Origin of the sequence: Caenimonas sp. SL110, from assembly GCF_001044395.1 — a bacterium.
Classification (GTDB): Bacteria; Pseudomonadota; Gammaproteobacteria; order Burkholderiales; family Burkholderiaceae_C; genus Ramlibacter.
This window is the reverse complement of sequence record NZ_JANU01000028.1, coordinates 1-17466: the sequence shown is the minus strand read 5'-3', so window position 1 is coordinate 17466 and position 17466 is coordinate 1. Positions and strand designations below refer to the sequence as shown.

Sequence of the window (17466 nt, the reverse complement as noted above, 5' to 3'; positions counted from 1 at the left end):
ATCAAGCGTGCCGCATGCGCCTGACCCGATACAGCAGGAAAAGGACGATGGACACATTGAGCAGGTTCCAGGCAATGCCATTCATGAAGGCTGCGCGATAGGAACCCGTGAGGTCGAACACCGCGCCCGACATCCAGCCGCCCAGCGCCATGCCGAATAGCGTCGCCATCAGCACCGTGCCCACTCGCGCGCCAGCCTCCTGGGGCGAAAAATGCTCGCGCACGATCAGCGCATACGCAGGCACGATGCCGCCCTGAAAGAGACCAAACAGTCCCGCCACCACATACAGCGACATGAGCCCGTCAAACGGCAGGAACAGCAGCAACGCCACGCCTTGCAACACCGAGCCGAGCAAGAGCGTGCGAAGCCCGCCGATGTGGTCCGAAATCCAGCCGGAGATCAACCGACTCACCACACCCAGCCCCAGCATGAGCGCCAGCATCTCGGCACCGCGAGCCGCGCCAAAGCCCAGGTCGCCGCAGTAAGCGACGATGTGAACCTGCGGCATCGACATCGCCACGCAGCATGAAACGCCCGCGATGCACAGCAGGATCTGCACGGTTCGCGGTTTCATGCCCATCGGCCTGTCAGAAGCCAGTGGCGCGCCACCGGCGGCCGGGGCCATCACCGGCTGGGCGGGCGGCCTGCGGCGCAGCACCAATGACAGCGGCAGCATGGTCACGACACAAAACACGCCGATGCCGATGTACGTCTGGCGCCAGCCGACAGAATCGATGAAAAACTGCATCACCGGCGGCCAGATCGCACCGGCCACATAGTTGCCGCTCATGCAGATCGCCAGTGCAATGCCGCGCCTGCGATCAAACCACTGCGAGGTGTCGGCCACCAGCGGCGCGAAGGTGGCAGAAGTTCCGAGCAGCCCGATGAATACACCTTGCATCAGGCAGAACACCCACAGGTTGGGCGCGAGCCCTGCGGCAATGAATCCGAAGCCGATTCCCACTGCGCCCACAGCGACGGGCACGACGACGCCAAAGCGATCGGACAGGCGCCCCATGAGCACACCGCCCAGGCCGAAACCAATCATGGTGAGCGTGTAGGGCAACGATGCATCGGCCCGGTCCACGCCGAAATCCTGCTGGATGCGCGGCAGCACGACCGTCACCGAATACATGCCCGATCCGCCTATGGTCATGAGCAGCAGCGATATCGCCAGCCGCCACCACGCATAGGGTGATTCGATAACCGTGTGTATAGCCGCGTTGCCTTGCATCGGTGCGTATTTGACACCACAGTGAAGACAGCTGCACTAGAGCAGTGCTTTTTCAGAAGGGAAATCCAGAATTGAAGAAATCAAAAGTCACAACGCGGCTGGCATTGGCCGCTGCAGCGCTCGCAACCGCCGGCATGGCCCACTCGGCCCAACTCGTCATCGGCCAGGTCGGCCCGATGTCGGGGCTCGATGCCACCCAGGGCCGCGGTTACGCCGCCGGAATGCAGATTCTTTTCAACAGCGTCAACCAGGCCGGCGGCGTCAACGGCCACACCTTCAAGCTGGTTCGCAAAGACGATGCCGGACGTCCCGAAGACACGGTGTCCGCGACGAAGCAACTGCTGGCCGAAGACAAGCCACTCGTGCTGGCGGGCTACATGGGTAACAAGAACATCGCCGACCTGGTCGCCTCCGGCCTGCTTGAGAAAGAACGCATCGCCCTGGTGGGCTACCGCGTCACCGAAATCCGCCCTGAGACACCGCTTCTCTACAGCGTGCGCGCCAATCTGCGCGACGAAATCAACAAGCTCACCGAACACCTCGCGACCATCGGCATCACCCGGCTGGGCCTGCTGTACGAAGAAGGGCCCGGTGCAGCAGCACTGGTGAGCGCCGCAGACGACGCGGTCAAGAAAGCCGGCGCCACGATTGTCGGCAAGGCCTCCTACCCGGCCGGCACCGCCAGCATCAATGCGGCAGTGGACACCTTCATCGCCCGGCGACCGCAAGCGATCATCATGGTGGCCAGTGCCGCGGCCGCCGCCGGTTTCATCGAGCAATATCGCGGCGGCAATGGCACGGCGCAACTCTTTACCCACTCCGGCGCCGACATCGAGCAGATGTCCAAGCGCCTGGCCGACGAACAGATGCAGGGCGTTGCCATTGCTCAAGTCACGCCCAGCCCCTACAAGATCTCCAGCAAGCTCGCCAAGGACCTCACCGACGCGCTCGCGAAAGAGAAGGCGGACGTGCCGGTGAGCTACGCCATGATGGAAGGCTTCATCGCGGCCAGGGTCATCGTGGAAGCCGTGCGCCGCCAAGGCACCGCAAAGCCCACGCGCGAAGGCATGACAGCGGCGCTGGACACCATCGACAACTTCAACGTGGGCGGGTACGTCGTGACCTTCAAGCCCGGCATGCGCACCGGCTCGAAATTCGTCGAGCTGTCGATCGTCACGGGCGCGGGCAAGATCCGGCAGTAGACGGATGAGTGATGGCAGGGGCGATGGCAGGGGCGATGGCAGCAGCGATGGCGGGCCTCACGCCTGCCAGACGCCAAACCCCCTCGCCCGCAGCTCGATGCCGATGTCGACCTCCATCAGGCGGGCGTCGTCATACAGCATCGGGTTGTGCTGCTCGTACAGCGCGGGTACCAGTTTCACGCCGTAATCGCGCACGAAAGCGTTGGCCTGTATGCCCGCCTTGTGCTTGTCGAAGCGCACGTCCGGGTCGATCCCCGTCATGCCGACATACACAAAGGGCTGGCCCAGCTGGTAGGCGGGGTTGGCCTTGCGAAAACGCGCGGAATTCCACACCTCGTCGGAGAGCTGGACGACATAGACGTGATAGTGCGGACGGCGCCTGGCCATGGTTGCGTTGGTGACCTCGTTTGCGGCGACTATAGCGGCCCGGCTGTCGGACAACGCCCACTCAGCGTGGTCAAGCTATCCCACCCGGCACAGCAGCAAAGGCGCCTAATGTCGGGTACACAAGAGGAATACTTTCAATGACAGACGAAGCCACGCAGCGCCCTCCTCGCCGACACTTTTCCATGTTGCGCGAGTTCCACCTCGCAGACTTCTTCACGCTCGGTAACGCGGCCTGCGGCGTGGGCGCCGTGTTCTTTGCGATGCTGTACATGAAGTCGCAGAGCCTCGCCCATTTCTACGGCGCTGCCATCCTGGCGCCTGCGGCCTTCATCTTCGACGTGCTCGACGGCCGCATCGCGCGCGCCCGACACCAGCACTCTGCGCTCGGGCGAGAACTCGACTCGCTCTCGGATGTGATTTCATTCGGCGTTGCACCGGCAGCGCTTGGCTTCGCAGCCGGCATGCAGGGCGGCTGGGATGTGGCTGCACTGATCTACTTTGTCTGCTGCGGCGTCAGCCGGCTGGCACGGTACAACGTGACCGCCGAATCACTGTCGGGCGGTGGCGACAAGGTGAAGTACTTCGAAGGAACCCCCATCCCGACCAGCGTGATCCTGACCGGTGTGCTCGCGCTGTGTGCATGGCAGCAGCGCGTGGGCGACAGTCTCTACGGCGGCGTTTATGCGCTGGGTCCGTGGAACCTGCACCTGATGTCGCTGATGTTCGTGCTGTCGGGTAGCCTCATGATCAGCAAGACGCTGCACATCCCCAAGCTCTGACCTGCGGGTTGCATCGGCGTCGCTAGGCGCGCGGCAAATTGGCGCGCGTCCAGCGCACGATATCGGCTGCGCCCATCGCCCCGGGCTGCCTCGCCACCTCCTTGCCGTTCACGAACAACGCGAGCGTGGGGATGCTCCGGATGCGAAAACGCGAGCCCAGCGCCTGGGCTTGTTCGGTGTCGACCTTGGCCAGTCGCACATGCGGCTCCAGCTGCGCGGCGGCCTGCTCGAACGCAGGCGCCATCTGGCGGCAGGGACCGCACCACGGCGCCCAGAAATCGACCAGCACCGGAATCTGGCTGCGGCCGATGTGCCGGTCGAAAGCGGCTTCATCCAGCGCGACCGAATGACCTGTAAAAAGCGGCTTCTTGCAGGCGCCGCAATCGGGCGCGCTGGCAAGGTCATCGCGCCTGACGCGATTGGTGGTCGTGCAATGGGGACAGACGATGTGGAGGGCTTCAGTCATGAAACCCACATGGGGACCGCATCGCCGCCTTTCAAGCGCCTAGCGACGGGGCGGCTTGACTTGCGGCTCCAGCGCAGCCGGATTGCTGATGGCTGCCTGCAGCGCAGCCAGGTCGGACTCCAGGTCAACCGCGTTGTCATCGGTCGGAAGCGTATCGCCGGGGTCAGATTCGGTATCGGGCGGATCAAATGCCAACGGGTCGTGCGCCGCACGGTTTTCGTCAGCGCGCGCTGCACCATGAGCGCGCGCCTGGTTCGCGAAACTTCCCGCCTCGGGCGCCCCCTTCCCATCGAACTGCCACGACACGCTGAAGAGCCAGTCCCTCGCCCGCGGATCGACTCGTTCCAGATCGCGCCAGAACGATTCCTGGAACTGGTGAACGTACCCGAGCAGTTGCTCGTCGCCCTTGCGGACAATGAACTGGACATGCGCGCCGGCCTTGCGCTCCTTGGTCACGACCGACAACACACGGCAGCCGATCCAGTCAGAGGGAATGCCGTGGCGCTGGATCGTCTCGCGAAGTACCGAGTGAATCAACTCGCGCCGTGGCGCTTCACGCTCCTTGGTCTGGGCGGCGCTGCTATCGGTGTCCTGAAAATCCTGCGGGTCCACCGTGGCTTTTGCTTCACTGCCACCAGCGCGAAAGATCTTCTTGATAAATCCCATGAAAGTGCCTGTGTCCTTCGATTGGTCTGCTCTTGAATTATGACCCGCTGGCAACGCTCCCGAGCGCTACATCTGCAACCGGAAAAGCATCCGGTTTCCCGCCAGTTCGAGCACATCGTGGTTGGACAGCTGCACCGGCACATCAGCGATGCTGTCGCCGTTCAGGGTCGGCTTCACGGGTCCATCGAGGTGCGCGACGTAATAGCCATCACGGCGATGCGAAACCGCAACCACAGACACGCCGGGTTTGCCGAAGGTGGTCACCGCCTTGACCACAGGCATCTCGAGCCCGGCCGAAGAACCCGATAGCACCTGGAAGACCGCGTGCACTTGCTGCCCGGCGGGGTCGAGCTTCATCGCCGTCGTCTCCGAGAACCCGCTGGGCCGCTCCGAGGCCTGAACATACTGGATGCGGAAGTTGCCGATGGCGACCACTTCACCGTCGTGAAGCCGCTGCCGCCTGACCATCGCCCCGTTGATATAGGTGCCGTTGGTGCTGTGCAGGTCTTCGATGAACACATCGGCAAGCCCCTTGAGCTCGAACACGCAGTGATGCCCGCTGACCACCATGTTGTCGAACACGATGTCGTTGTCAGGGCTTCGGCCCAGCGTGGTGCGGTCCTTTTGCAGATACACGTGCTTGATCTCGACACCTTCGACGGATGCGATGAGCTGCGGCATGGGCACCTCCAAATTCCTGGAAAACCATCGTAGTACGTGCTGCCGCACGCGGCAAGCGGGCACGCCCTTGCCGGATCAGCGCGGCACGGGCGCGCGCCGCAGGGCGGGAAACGGATTGATCGCCTCGCCACGCCACCACTGCTTTTTCGGACCCAGCGCAAAGACGGCGAAGTGCAGGTGCGGCGAATCGGGCCTGGCGTTGCCTGTGGTGCCGACGTAGCCGACCAGGTCCCCGCGACGCAAGACTGCACCTTCTTTCAGACCCTCGGCATAGCGATCAAGATGCGCGTAGTAGTAGGCCAGCCGTCCGTCGTGATCGAACTGGTATACCGTCAAGCCACCCGGCACGCTGGTAAACAGCTTGACCACCTTGCCGTCTTCAACTGCGAGAACCCGCGTGCCCCGAGGTGCAGCGATGTCGATGGCCTCGTGCGGCCTGGTTCCGCGCGCCTGCGTGTAGGTGTCCACGAGCCTGGACGGCGGCACGCCTTCGACCGGCACGATCAGTTGCCGGGTGCTGAGCAAGGCCTCGCCTTCCAGCGCCTGGTTCGAAGGCGCGGCCTGCGCGAGCAAGGCCGCGGCCAGCCCACCGGCCACCATGCAGATCCAGGGAAGGATCGGTGTCTTCATCGTCAATTCAGCTCTGGACTTCCACGGCGATACCGGGCTTTGCCAGCATGCCGAGCCGCTTCACGTCCCAGTTGGTCAATCGCACGCAACCGTTGGTTTGAACGCGAGCCATGCGTGACGGTTCGTCAGTGCCATGAATACCCCAATGCGGCTTGGACAGGCCCAGCCACAACACACCCACCGGATTGTTCGGGCCGGGTGGTAACTTGACCTTGGTATCCGTGGGCTTGGATGTGCGAATGAGCTGCGGGTCGTAGGAGAACGGCGGGTTGGGGACTTCACTGGTGATCTTCATCTTGCCGACGGGCAGCGGGTCTTTCTCGCCGCCGAAACTCACCGGAAACGCAGCCAGCACCTGGCCGCCATCGCCGATGACATAAAGCATGTTGTCGGACTTGTCGATGCGAACCAGTGTTGCCGGTTTGGCGGGCTTCACGTCGGCGCCGGCAGCCACCACGATGACCGAGCCTGCCTGCATCGCGCGCCCCTTGTTGAGGGACGCGATGAGCTTGGGGCTCATGTGGAACCGCTCGCCCAGTGCTTCTTCCATCGACTGGTAGCCGAGCGACGTGAGCTTGGCCTTTTCCATGGTGTCGGTCGGGATCTTCTCGTAGGGGCCCGCAATGTCCTGGTCCGTCAGCGTGTAGGTGGCAAAGGCGGGGCCCTGGCCGTCCTGCAGCGCGGACCAGGTCGCGGCGTCGATCGTGCCCGTCGTCGGCAGGTTGCGCGCCAACTGGAATGCAGACACCGACCTCGCCATGTTCGAGCTGAACACGCCATCGATCTCGCCCGGCGAAAACCATGCGCGATCCAGCAGGATTTGCGCACGGACCACCGCACTGCCGCGCGAGCCGTTCTTGAGAAGCGGCGTCGTCGCCTGCGCGTTGAGCTGGTTGAAATGCTCCGTGGGGTCGGACGGTGCCGGCGCTTCTTTTTGAGCAGCCGGCTTGGCCTTCGCCTTGGCCGCATCGGCCGGCGGCGAAATCAACATGGCTGAAGCTGCAAGCGCAAGGGCAGCGCAGATTCCGGATCGGGCGAAGGTCATGGATGGGTTCCTGTGAATGCATAGAACGTATCGCTGACTTCGACTCGGACGTGTCGGCCCAAAGCCCGTTTGGCAGTGGGTGTAAGGCGCAGGACCGCTGGCGCGACAGACACGCAAGTCCACAATCAAAAGCACCCATGAAAAAACAGATATCGACCCTCGGCCTCACGGCCACGCTGGCACTGGCGATCGGCGGTTCACTCTTCCTGGCGGGGAACTCCGTCGCAGAAAAAGCCGTACCGCTTCCGCCCGCGGCTTACGAGCAACCGGCCGCAACATCCGGTGCGCAAACCGCGATCTTTGCAGGCGGCTGTTTCTGGGGTGTGCAGGCCGTGTTCCAGCACACCAAAGGGGTGATCAACGCCGTGTCTGGCTACGCGGGCGGCGACAAGGCAACGGCGAACTATGGGGCCGTGACGCGCGGCACCACCGGTCACGCCGAAGCCGTCGAAATAACCTATGACCCGGCACAGGTCAGCTACGCGAAGCTGCTCCAGATCTACTTTTCTGTCGCGCACGATCCGACCCAGCTCAACCGGCAAGGCCCCGACCGCGGCACGCAATACCGGTCTGCGATCTTCTACAAGGACGCGCAGCAAAAGGAAGTGGCGCAGCGCTACATCGCACAGCTCGACGCGGCCAGGGCCTTCCCCGCCAAGATCGTGACCCAGCTGGCGCCGCTGGCCGCGTTTCATCCGGCAGAGGCGTACCACCAGGACTACGCGACGCGAAATCCGCAGTCGCCCTACATCGTGACTTTCGATGCCCCCAAGATCGTCAACCTCAAGGCGGTGATGCCCGAGGTGTTTCGCGACAAGCCCGTTCTGGTCGCCGCCAGAAAGTGACCCGGCCGCTCAGCCCCGCTTTTCAACCAGCAGCGGCCTGAGCATCGCCAGCCCCAGCACCGGACCCGCTGCGAGCAGCGGCAACACATTGGCCAGCGGCCATAGCGTGCTCGCACGCACAAAAAGTTCGATGCTGACGATCGATATCGCAAAGCCAATGCAGTTGGTGAAGGTCAGGACGCTGCCCACCACGGCGGGCGGCGCGTTTTGCGCAGTGAGTGTTGAGAACTGCGGCGAGTCGCCGGCCACTGTCGCGCCCCATACCAGCAACCACGCAAAGAACAGCGCCGCCGGTGCCACGAGCATCACCGGCGCGAGCACGCAGCACGAGGCACTGATCGCCAGCTGCGCGCCGGCCACCCTGGCGCTGCCCATGCGCCGGACCAGCATGCCGCCGACCACGCATCCCACGAAGCCCGCCGCGATCACGGCGAACGAAGCAGCGCTCAGCGCCTGCCCTGCCAGACGCGTCGCGCAGATCAGCGGCACCAGCACGATGAAGGCGTACAGCTCCCACATGTGGCCGAAATAGCCGAAGACAGATGCGCGCAAGCGCCTGTCGGACCAGATCAGGCCGAGCGCGCGGGGCGTGATCTTTGCTCCACGCGCTGCGTCGGGATTCGGCGGCACCAGCAGCGCCATCGCCACGCCGCCAGCGGCCGCAAGCAGCGAAACGCCGATGATGACGAGTTGCCATGAACCCGTCCCTGCGGCCTCGCCGGCCAAAGCCCGAAGCCCGTGCGGAAGCGCGGTTCCCAGCACCAGCGCACCGATGAGCACACCCATCGCGGCGCCCAGTCCCTGCCGATACCAGCTCGCCGCGATCTTCATGCCCACCGGATAAATGCCCGCGAGCAAAAATCCGACGCCGAACCTGCATGCCAGCAGCCACGCGAGGCTGCCATCGGCCACAAGCACAAGCGCATTGACCGCGGCGCCGAGCAATGAGCAGATGAGAAAGACCCGGGTCGGCACGAAGCGATCGGCCAGCATCGCCAACGCAAATACCAAAGTGCCAACCACAAACCCCAGCTGCACAGCCGAGGTGAGCAGCCCCACCGCCGATTCGTTCAGCCCCCACGCGCGCTGCAGGTCGGGCATGACTGCATTCACCGCGAACCACAGCGAAGTCCCCGCGAACTGCGACAGCACCAGCACAGGAAGAATTCGGCGCGGGACAAGCTGGCTCATCGGTGGCAGGATACCCGTTCGCCCTGCCCTTGCGCTTTGGCCCCATCGCCACCACCTGCCACACATGACCGCCTATTCCGTCCTCGACCTCTCCCCCATCACCGAAGGCAGCAATGCCACCCAGTCGTTTCGCAACACGCTCGATCTCGCGCAGCACGCCGAGCGCTGGGGCTTCACGCGTTACTGGCTCGCCGAACACCACGGCATGCCGGGCATTGCCAGCGCGGCCACATCCATCCTGATCGGCCACGTCGCAGGCGGCACAAAAACGATTCGCGTCGGCGCTGGCGGCATCATGCTGCCCAACCATTCCCCGCTGGTGATTGCCGAGCAATTCGGCACGCTGGAGTCGCTCTACCCGGGCCGCATCGATCTGGGCCTGGGCCGCGCGCCCGGTTCGGACCAGGCCACTGCGCGGGCGCTGCGCCGCAACCTGATGAGCGACTCCGATGAATTTCCGCGAGACGTGGTGGAGCTGATGGACCTGATGTCCGACCAGCCGAGACAGGCGATACGCGCCGTGCCCGGTATCGGCACCAACGTGCCCGTGTGGATCCTGGGCTCCAGCCTGTTCGGGGCGCAACTCGCTGCGATGCTCGGCCTGCCCTATGCGTTTGCCTCGCACTTCGCACCGGCGCAGATGATGGACGCCATCGAAATCTATCGCGCGACCTACAAGCCCTCCGAGCGCAATCCGAAGCCCCACGTGATGCTGGGCTTCAACGTGTTTGCCGCAGATACCGACGAAGAAGCGCAAGTGCGCGCAACTTCGATGCAGCAGGCATTCGTCAACCTGCGCAGTGGCCGGCCGGGTCGGCTTCCGCCACCACGCCCGGGTTACCGCGAAAGCGCGGGCCCTGCAGAGAAGGCCCTGCTCGACAGCGTGCTCTCCGCATCGACCATCGGTTCACCAGCAACCGTGCGTGAAGGCCTGCGCGCGTTCATCGCAAAGACCGGCGCAGACGAGCTGATGATTACTTCGCAGATGTTCGACCACCAGGCGCGGCTGCGGTCGTACGAGATTGCGTCGCAGGCGATGCGCGAGCTGGCGAGCCAGGCTTAGCGCGAGGCTATCAGTGCTGCGTCACCACGATGGGCTCGCCCTTCGTGATGATCATGGTGTGCTCGTACTGCGCCGACAGGTTGCCGGCCAAACCGACCAGCGTCCAGCCATCGGCCGCTTCATCCACGATACGGCTGCGGGTCGAAAGAAAGGGTTCGATGGTGATCACCATGCCCTCGGTCAGGAGGCGCTTGTCACTGGGATCGAAATAGCCCGCGATGTGCTCGGGCGCTTCATGCAGCGCGCGGCCCACGCCGTGGCTGCCCAGGTTCTCGATGACCTTGAAGCCATACGACCGGGCCGTCCGTTCGATGGCAGCGCCAATGCCACTGATGGGCCGCCCGGCACGGGCCTGCTTCATCGCCTGCGCCAGGGCGGTTCGCGTGGCGTGGCACAAACGCGTTTTCTGGGGATTGGTAGGCGGCACGACGCGCGTGCCGCCCGTATCCGCAAAGTAGCCGTCCAGCTCGGCGGACACATCGACATTCAGCACATCGCGGGCGCGGATGACCCTGTCGCCCGGAATACCGTGCGCCGCTTCCTCGTTGATGCTGATGCAGGTATGGCCGGGAAAGTTATAGGTGAGCTTGGGTGCCGATCGCGCACCATGGCGCTCCAGAAGTTGCTCGCCCAGCGCGTCAAGCTCGCGCGTCGTCATGCCGGGTTCGGCGGCGTCCAGCATCTCATGCAGAACGAGTGACACGATCTTGCCGATGCGCTTGAGCGCGACGACATCGTTTTCGGTTTCAATGGTCATTCAGTATTCCTGTTCGCCCGATCATGAGCTCTGACGAGCCATGACCGGCTCCGGATATTGGGTAGAGGGTAGCGCCTTGCCGTCCAGCGTGGCCCTGGGGCCGTCAAAGCAATCGACGCCGCAGGGCAATGCAACCCCGCTCTGTGCAGAGCCGGTCCAGATGTGCGATGAAACCTCGACTGCGTTGGGTTCGTCAAAGCAGCCGCGCGATATCGCCCGCAGGTCGGGCCAGCGCTCGAATGTCAGGCCGACCGTGGTTCCGCACGTCGGGCAAAAGTGGACATAGACCTTCTTTCTGCTCACGTCTGACCGGTGCTCGAACTGCGTCAGCTCGCCTTCGTTGAACTCGACGGCATCAAGCGCAAAGAGCGACTCAGCGTAGAAAGAAGAGCCGGTGACCTTCTGGCAAAAAGTGCAATGGCAGGCCAGTGTGCGCATCGGTGGCCCATTCGCCTTGAACCGCACCTTGCCGCACAGACATCCGCCTTGAAGAACTGTTGTGATGGTTGACTCCTTTATGTCGTCTCGCGCGACTGCCACGCCGAGGCGCTCCACGTCGGTGCTGCCTCATTGATAAGCCGGAGAATTTCAGGTGGCAGGTCGCCCGCGCCGGTCAGTTGCCGAACCTCCAGGATATCGTCCGCCCCGAAACCAGATGGAGCGCGCAGCGCCCACGCAATCGCTTCATCGAGCGAGGCCACATCGATGAGATAGAAGCCGCCCACCAGCTCCTTCGACTCGGCAAACGGCCCGTCCACCAGGTAGCGCTTGCCATCGGCGACGGCGATGCGGGCGCCGGGAGCCGACGGGTTGAGCCCCTCGGAAGCGACGAGCACTCCCGCCTGATGCATCTCTTCGTTGAAGCGCATGTAGGCCTTGAAAAGATCGGCATCGAACGCTGGCTGTTCGCCGGATGTCTTTGTGTCGGCGCCTGGTTGCGCCGTGATGATGAACCGCATGGCTTGCTCTTTCGGATGTGGGCTGCTGCCCGGTAATGCTACGACGAACAGGCGCGCATCAAATCGACACCGTCCAAGGCATCCACCTGTCAGGGTGCTGGTGGAAAGCGTGCATAGATGCAAGCATTTCGCAATTCGCCTCCTGGCGCTCGACGTTCATTGCGCAATATGCCTTCGAGCTCGAAATTGCAGCGCTCGGCCAGCCTGCGTGATCGCTCGTTGTCTTCGACGGTTATCAATTCAACTCGAACGGCGCGAAGATGATCGAAGGCGTAGACGCACAGCGCTTCCACCGCTTCGCTCACAAAACCATGACGGGTTCTCGACGTGCGGCCCCAGTAGCCAATTTCAACCTTGGGCGTGGCCCATTCGATGCGGTGCAAGCCTGCCTCGCCAACCACCTGACCGGTGACCTTTTCGATCAGAAGGAACGACAGGTCTTTGCGGGCGACAAAGTTCGCATGGGCCTTGCGACAGTAGATTTCTGCTGACTCCAGCGTCTGTTCGTGGGCCATCCACGCCGCCGAACTCAAAAAGCGCTGCAGCTCGGCGAGAGACTCTGTAGCGGCAGGGAGCAGCAACGATCCGTCGCCTGCTTGAGGCGGACGCATCAGCAAGCGCGCGGTTTCGATTTGACCAGGCAACGCGATGAGAACAGGATCGATCATGGTGAAGCGAAGGCCAAAGATAGCTCAGGCCGCGCCAAACAACCAGCCATGCAATAGCCGGCCCGGCGAAAACGCGAACGCGCCCGCAATCAATATGGCTCCGACATAGACAGTGATCATGGCGTTCTTGTGGCTCCTGATGTCGCCTCGACGGGCAGCCAGATAGGCCGTGGGCGCTGCGTAGATCGTCAGCAGGCACAAGAGGTGGATGAAACCGAAATGTCCCAGGATGCGTGGCCCGACCCGGGCAGGCATGAACAGGGCAATGATGGAAGTAGCGACCATCAGCACCAGATAGATTCGACCCAGGACCCTGTGTGCGGGAGTCCCTTTCGGGCGCGCCAGCTGATAGGTGCCGATCACGAACGCCGGAAGCACGGTCGCAAGGTGAAGGTAGGCCAGCTCTTCGTATTTCATCTCAAAGTGTTCTGCATCAGCGACGGATTGTGAAGTCGTCAAGTTTCGGTCGGAGCACGCACCGGCGTGGCAAGTAACCGATTCTCGAACTGTTCGTCCTGGAACACGTACATGGTTGCTCCCAGGTCGGTGTATCCGCGGCTGGCATAGAAGCCAAGCACCCGGTGATTGCCAACCCACGCGGTGAGCCAAAGCGTGAACGCCCCGTTCGAGGCTGCGAGTTCCTCCGAACGGCGTAACAGTGCTTTGCCGATACCCCTGCCAGTAAACCGTTCGTGCACATACAGCCGATTGAGTTTCGCCGCTGCTTCTGCACCGACAAGCACATGCGCGGAGCCGAGAACGAGCTGGGCGAAGCCCACCAAATGGCCGGCTGACTCGGCGACGATGAACGTGGTCGAGGGCTCGGCGATCTGCGCGGAAATCGAGTTCGGGGAAAATGTTCCAGGGCTTCCTGGGCGATCGATTGACTGATGCCCTGCGTTGCATACGTGTCGAGAAACACCTGAGTGGCAAGGACAGCAATGCAGAGCGCGTCCGAGGCGCTGGCAACCCGAAGTGCGACCACAGGAGGCTGGCCGCTCACTCGATGAACGTCCAGGTATCCGCACCGTCGAACCGGCGGACCTTGACCTGGTCGAGAAGCGCCGGGGGAAAGTTGTTCAGATTCACCCCGTGCTGCGGATGCTTTGCAGGATCAAGAGGCTCCCAGTGAGTGACACATCCGCACGTCTTGCAACGCACCGTTCGCAGCGTGCGATCGCCCTGAATGTACTCCTGCGTATTCTGCGGGTGCCCATCGATGCTGACCGTACCGAAATCGTAATAGGCCCAGACGGACCCCTGGCGACGGCAGATCGAACAGTTGCAGCGGGTTCCCTTCTCGGGGACCGAAGGAAGTCTGAGCTTGACGTCACCGCAGTGGCAGGAGCCTTCAAGCAGAGGGTTCACATTGTCAGGCGGCAAGCGTTGCATGGGTTTCAGCCCCCAATGAAGATGTGGGAGAACATGGGTTTGGTTGCGAGTCAAAAAATGCCATTCGACGGCAGCATCACGCCGCAGGCGCATGGGGATGAAGCGAGAGCCACATGTGAACCTTGGCTTTGTAACCTCCCGAGGTGAAGATTGCCATAGGCTCAACTCCAAAAGTGCGAAACCCGGCGGAGCCATAGAGACTGATTGCCGCTGCATTGCCTTCGGTGACCGTCAGCGCGAGTTGAAGCACCCCCTCCTTTTCCCGCGCGTACGCGACGGCCGCTTCGAGCAAGGCACGGCCCGCACCAGTCCCTCTGGCTTCTGGTGACACGTACATGCCAATCACCAGGGCCTTGTGTTTTGTCTTGGGCTTTGCAGAGAACTCCAGCGCCACCGTCCCGACCAACTCATGAGCCTCGAAGGCCCCAAAGGCCGCGCTCATACCCGACGGGTCATCGATGCGCCTGACCCAGAACGATTCCGGCTCTGCAGCTCTTTCGGCAGCGGTGGAGGTGAAAGCATCGGCGGCAAGCTCATAGGCCTGGAGCATGAGCTTGCGGTACTGGAGCGCATCCGATTGCGTCAGAAGTGCGACGTACGGCCTGGCTGTCCGGCCTTGGCGCCTGCGGTTGACCGACATGCTAGGCCGCACGCTTTGGCTTCGCGCGCTTGACCGGCGCCTTGGCGTCATCGACTCGTGGCTTTGGCTTTGGCTTTGGCTTTGGCTTTGGCAATGGGAGTGCTGCCTCGGTGACCTCAAAGGCCGCGCGAAGAAGCGACGGTGATTCAAGTTCTTCTTCGAGGAGAAAGTAGTTTTTGGAGCCCGGATACGCGGGCGCCTCGTTCGGAGAGCCCAGGAGTGCTCGCCCGGCATCAGTGGGCTTCAGGAACAGCCTGTTGTCGCACACGAACGCGACAACCTTCGTGTCGAGGTACAGCGCGTATTCGCCAAACATGCGCTTGTAGATCAGCCGAGAGCCAAGTCCACTCTGGTCGGCGATGAACAGGACAGTCCTGAGGTCGGAAGCCATACGGTCTATTGGTTGAGTTATGCGGGCTAACTTTTGATTTGAGCGGCGGACGCCGGGTTGGCGCGTGCGCCGCGAAGCGGACGATAACCTGAGAAGCTTCGCGGCCCAAGTGCCAGGCCGCTGGCCGTCCGCTCCAGCGAAGGGTTATGCCTCACCTCGGCTCCACTGCGCGTGCGTAATGACGTGTAGGCAGTGCCTACGCAGAGAACTTCCCTCAGGTACGGCCGGATGGTCGAAGTCTCGGCCTGTGTCATGCATGCCGATCCGCGCCATGACCGCGCGAGACGGCAAGCTCGTCAGGGACGTGAACGAAACGACTTCGGTGAGGCCGAGCTGTCCGAAACCAACAGCCAAGGACGCCTTGGCACCCTCTGTGGCGTAGCCGTTGCCCCAGAACCTGCGCGCCAGGCGCCAGCCCACCTCGACGCACGGTGAGAAAGGCAGTTGCCGGCGAGGAACCGACAGGCCAATGAATCCGATGAACTCGCCTGAGCCCTGGAGTTCGACGGCCCAGTTGCTCCAGCCCTGCTCGTGGAACTGAGCGCGCCAGGCTGTTGCGGTGGCTTGTGATTGAGCCTCTGTCGCCATTGCCGGGAAGTAACGCATGACTTCGGGATCGGAGTTCATGGCGCAGAACGGCGCGATGTGGCGCTCTTGCCATGCGACGAGCCTCAAGCGCTCGGTTTCGAACTCGATGAAGGACGGCACGTGGTGGCCTGTGGAGGCTAGGCGACGGTCGGGCGCCGCTAAAGGCGATCAGCCTGGCTTGGTAACCGGCGACATGCACCAGCAGCGCACGGACGCCGCAAGGCGTCCGTGTTGACCGACAGGTTATTCATCATGCCGCCTCTTCCACCAGCTCGATGTCGTTCTCCAAGGCCCATGCGCGCAGCGCTTGTTGCACTCCGGCTACCTCGTATGCGAACCAGGCATCCAGAGCACCCCGCTGTTCAAGTAGGTCCTTGAACCTGGCATAGGCGCCCCGCCTTGAGAAAAATTCTCTGACTGCGCCCAAATCGTTCGGGATGAACTCTTCAGCGAAGCGCAAAGCAAGACTGCGTCCAAGGTCAAGTTCCCGCTTACTCGGAACAGTAAGGTAAGACGTCTCGTCATCTGCATCCTCCGGTGGCTCGGCACCGGCATCGTCGAAGTCGGAAACGAGCCAAATTTCTCCGGATGCTCGACTCACGTAGGCCAAATTCTCGAACGGCCCGTCCACGCTCACCCACTCGAACGCCCCGACGAGATCTGAAAGGCGCAGGCGCGCAGTCATCTCACACTGCCGGAATGTTGGAATTCACCGACGCTGAAGGCGCCCGCATGGAATGACCAGTTCGACATCACGCCGACTTCTGCGGAACTAACTTGACCTGAAGATCGCACCCAACGGCACTTGCGTACCGCTTGAGCGTCGCGAGCGATGGTGCGTGTTTTCCCGCCGATTCGAGCCGCGAGATTGCACTCTTGGTAGTGCCCATTCTCTCGGCAACGACATCCTGAGTAAGGCCCGCACGCGAACGTGCCTTCAGCATTTGCCTGGTAACTTGATACTCAAGCTCAAGTGACTCAAATTCGGCGGAGAAGCCCTTGCGAGTACGCGCCTTCGCCAGGAAAGCCTCATGGTCATGCGGAACAGGTCGGTACTTCAGGTCAGCCATCTTGCAACTCCTTCAGGCGCTTTCGCGCCAACCTCAATTCGCGATCGGGCGTCTCTTGCGATTTCTTCACAAATGCATGAAGCACGACGACACGTTTGCCAAGAAGAAAACAGTAGAACGCGCGGCCGATTCCTGAGCGTCCACGAGGCCTAAGTTCGAACAATCCGTCGCCGAATGCCCGTGAGTGCGGCAGGCGAAGACTCGGACCAAACTCGATCAGCAGTTCGACGAGACGAGCATAGTCCGCGACGATGTCAACTGGCCAGGACTCAACCTCAGCGAGTACGCGCTCATGGAAGTACTCGATCAGGAATTTCATGCCGCGATGTTAGCAAATATGCAAACACCCGGGAAGACGTGTATCGCGTGACGTCTAACGTTTGAGCTGAGCGGACGCCACCGGCATGGTGCTTGGCCCGCGAGGCGGATGATGGCCTGGATAGCCTCGCGGGCCAAGTGCCATGCCGGTGGAGGTCCGCTCGAGCGAAGGGTTATGCAGCGCTGGGCCACTTGATCTCGACCTTGCGGTTCTGCGCAAGGCAGTCTCTCAGGTAGAGATTGATGAGGCTCTGGTATGGAACGCCCGCCTCCGTTGCCATGCTTTTGAAGTACTGCACTACGTCTTCGGAGAGACGCATGGTCACTGACTTCTTGAGCTTGGACGCGTAGGGGTTCCGACGTGACTTCATCTTCGACAGATCGTATTCGGCCTTCATTTCATTCACCTCGATAGTACTGACACTCCGTCTCTGTAGCCTTGCGGGCTGAGATGATCCGAATGACCTCCCCGTCTTGTCTCTCGCAGTGACACA

26 protein-coding genes are annotated in these 17466 nt (G+C 62.4%); 4 read left to right on the top strand and 22 right to left on the bottom strand.

Going from position 1 to position 17466, the window contains the following annotated elements:
- Position 1 precedes the first annotated feature (1 nt).
- On the bottom strand, positions 2–1234 hold the full coding sequence (locus AQ12_RS13670) for an MFS transporter (protein ID WP_048440486.1): 1233 nt from the start codon (positions 1232–1234) through the stop codon (positions 2–4).
- Between the two features lie 71 nt (positions 1235–1305).
- Here AQ12_RS13670 and AQ12_RS13665 point away from each other — a divergent pair, with 71 nt between their 5' ends.
- A complete protein-coding gene (locus AQ12_RS13665) occupies positions 1306–2436 on the top strand; it encodes an ABC transporter substrate-binding protein (protein WP_048440485.1) in 1131 nt (376 codons plus the stop codon).
- Between the two features lie 57 nt (positions 2437–2493).
- On the opposite strand, the gene AQ12_RS13660 is transcribed toward AQ12_RS13665, so the two are convergent.
- Complete coding sequence (locus AQ12_RS13660; RefSeq protein ID WP_048440496.1) at positions 2494–2823, bottom strand: hypothetical protein; 330 nt, start codon at positions 2821–2823, stop codon at positions 2494–2496.
- 137 nt (positions 2824–2960) lie between these two features.
- On the opposite strand from AQ12_RS13660, the gene AQ12_RS13655 reads away from it, so the two are divergent.
- Positions 2961–3602 carry a phosphatidylcholine/phosphatidylserine synthase gene (locus AQ12_RS13655; protein WP_048440484.1) on the top strand — a complete coding sequence of 214 codons (642 nt, stop codon included), beginning with the start codon at positions 2961–2963 and terminating at the stop codon, positions 3600–3602.
- Between the two features lie 22 nt (positions 3603–3624).
- Here the strand turns inward: AQ12_RS13655 and trxC are convergent, their stop codons facing one another.
- The 5 genes from trxC to AQ12_RS13630 form a co-directional block, all read right to left on the bottom strand.
- Positions 3625–4068 carry a thioredoxin TrxC gene (trxC, locus tag AQ12_RS13650; protein WP_048440483.1) on the bottom strand — a complete coding sequence of 148 codons (444 nt, stop codon included), beginning with the start codon at positions 4066–4068 and terminating at the stop codon, positions 3625–3627.
- A gap of 39 nt (positions 4069–4107) precedes the next feature.
- Positions 4108–4734 carry a hypothetical protein gene (locus AQ12_RS22175; protein WP_053076725.1) on the bottom strand — a complete coding sequence of 209 codons (627 nt, stop codon included), beginning with the start codon at positions 4732–4734 and terminating at the stop codon, positions 4108–4110.
- A gap of 66 nt (positions 4735–4800) precedes the next feature.
- A complete protein-coding gene (locus AQ12_RS13640; protein WP_048440482.1) occupies positions 4801–5415 on the bottom strand; it encodes an FHA domain-containing protein in 615 nt (204 codons plus the stop codon).
- Positions 5416–5490: 75 nt separating this feature from the next.
- Entirely contained in the window at positions 5491–6045 is a 555-nt protein-coding gene (locus AQ12_RS13635; RefSeq protein ID WP_053076724.1) for a M23 family metallopeptidase, read from the bottom strand.
- Positions 6046–6052: 7 nt separating this feature from the next.
- On the bottom strand, positions 6053–7090 hold the full coding sequence (locus AQ12_RS13630) for a L,D-transpeptidase family protein (RefSeq protein ID WP_048440481.1): 1038 nt from the start codon (positions 7088–7090) through the stop codon (positions 6053–6055).
- A 137-nt stretch (positions 7091–7227) separates the two neighbouring features.
- Here AQ12_RS13630 and msrA point away from each other — a divergent pair, with 137 nt between their 5' ends.
- Positions 7228–7935, top strand: a complete 708-nt coding sequence (msrA, locus tag AQ12_RS13625) for a peptide-methionine (S)-S-oxide reductase MsrA (RefSeq protein WP_048440480.1) — start codon at positions 7228–7230, stop codon at positions 7933–7935.
- Between the two features lie 9 nt (positions 7936–7944).
- Here msrA and AQ12_RS13620 read toward each other — a convergent pair whose 3' ends face one another.
- The gene (locus AQ12_RS13620; protein WP_048440479.1) at positions 7945–9126 is read right to left on the bottom strand and encodes a nitrate/nitrite transporter; all 1182 of its coding nucleotides are present in this window, start codon (positions 9124–9126) and stop codon (positions 7945–7947) included.
- Between the two features lie 64 nt (positions 9127–9190).
- Here AQ12_RS13620 and AQ12_RS13615 point away from each other — a divergent pair, with 64 nt between their 5' ends.
- Complete coding sequence (locus AQ12_RS13615) at positions 9191–10189, top strand: LLM class flavin-dependent oxidoreductase (protein ID WP_048440478.1); 999 nt, start codon at positions 9191–9193, stop codon at positions 10187–10189.
- Positions 10190–10199: 10 nt separating this feature from the next.
- On the opposite strand, the gene map is transcribed toward AQ12_RS13615, so the two are convergent.
- The 14 genes from map to AQ12_RS13545 all read right to left on the bottom strand — a co-directional run bounded on the left by map (position 10200) and on the right by AQ12_RS13545 (position 17370).
- Positions 10200–10946, bottom strand: coding sequence for a type I methionyl aminopeptidase (gene map, locus AQ12_RS13610; protein WP_048440477.1), 747 nt, complete (start codon positions 10944–10946; stop codon positions 10200–10202).
- 21 nt (positions 10947–10967) lie between these two features.
- Positions 10968–11384: a GFA family protein gene (locus AQ12_RS13605; protein WP_238587721.1), complete on the bottom strand. Its 417-nt coding sequence runs from the start codon at positions 11382–11384 to the stop codon at positions 10968–10970.
- Positions 11385–11461: 77 nt separating this feature from the next.
- A complete protein-coding gene (locus AQ12_RS13600) occupies positions 11462–11905 on the bottom strand; it encodes a YciI family protein (RefSeq protein ID WP_048440476.1) in 444 nt (147 codons plus the stop codon).
- An 89-nt stretch (positions 11906–11994) separates the two neighbouring features.
- On the bottom strand, positions 11995–12573 hold the full coding sequence (locus AQ12_RS13595; RefSeq protein ID WP_048440475.1) for a GNAT family N-acetyltransferase: 579 nt from the start codon (positions 12571–12573) through the stop codon (positions 11995–11997).
- Positions 12574–12597: 24 nt separating this feature from the next.
- A complete protein-coding gene (locus AQ12_RS13590) occupies positions 12598–12990 on the bottom strand; it encodes a DUF2306 domain-containing protein (RefSeq protein WP_048440474.1) in 393 nt (130 codons plus the stop codon).
- A 38-nt stretch (positions 12991–13028) separates the two neighbouring features.
- Positions 13029–13601 carry a GNAT family N-acetyltransferase gene (locus tag AQ12_RS13585; protein ID WP_202967504.1) on the bottom strand — a complete coding sequence of 191 codons (573 nt, stop codon included), beginning with the start codon at positions 13599–13601 and terminating at the stop codon, positions 13029–13031.
- A complete protein-coding gene (locus AQ12_RS13580) occupies positions 13573–13965 on the bottom strand; it encodes a GFA family protein (RefSeq protein WP_048440473.1) in 393 nt (130 codons plus the stop codon). Before AQ12_RS13580 ends, AQ12_RS13585 begins: the two co-directional genes overlap by 29 nt.
- Before the next feature lie 76 nt (positions 13966–14041).
- Complete coding sequence (locus AQ12_RS13575) at positions 14042–14605, bottom strand: GNAT family N-acetyltransferase (protein WP_048440472.1); 564 nt, start codon at positions 14603–14605, stop codon at positions 14042–14044.
- A gap of 1 nt (position 14606) precedes the next feature.
- Complete coding sequence (locus AQ12_RS13570) at positions 14607–14996, bottom strand: TfoX/Sxy family protein (RefSeq protein ID WP_048440471.1); 390 nt, start codon at positions 14994–14996, stop codon at positions 14607–14609.
- A gap of 144 nt (positions 14997–15140) precedes the next feature.
- On the bottom strand, positions 15141–15704 hold the full coding sequence (locus AQ12_RS13565) for a GNAT family N-acetyltransferase (RefSeq protein WP_053076723.1): 564 nt from the start codon (positions 15702–15704) through the stop codon (positions 15141–15143).
- A gap of 130 nt (positions 15705–15834) precedes the next feature.
- Positions 15835–16269 (bottom strand): hypothetical protein, encoded by a 435-nt coding sequence (locus AQ12_RS13560; RefSeq protein WP_048440470.1) that lies wholly within the window; start codon positions 16267–16269, stop codon positions 15835–15837.
- A 67-nt stretch (positions 16270–16336) separates the two neighbouring features.
- On the bottom strand, positions 16337–16654 hold the full coding sequence (locus AQ12_RS13555) for a helix-turn-helix domain-containing protein (protein WP_048440469.1): 318 nt from the start codon (positions 16652–16654) through the stop codon (positions 16337–16339).
- Complete coding sequence (locus AQ12_RS13550) at positions 16647–16973, bottom strand: type II toxin-antitoxin system RelE/ParE family toxin (RefSeq protein WP_048440468.1); 327 nt, start codon at positions 16971–16973, stop codon at positions 16647–16649. The genes AQ12_RS13555 and AQ12_RS13550 overlap by 8 nt, the downstream gene beginning before the upstream one ends.
- Before the next feature lie 172 nt (positions 16974–17145).
- On the bottom strand, positions 17146–17370 hold the full coding sequence (locus AQ12_RS13545) for a BrnA antitoxin family protein (RefSeq protein ID WP_048440467.1): 225 nt from the start codon (positions 17368–17370) through the stop codon (positions 17146–17148).
- Positions 17371–17466: the final 96 nt, after the last annotated feature.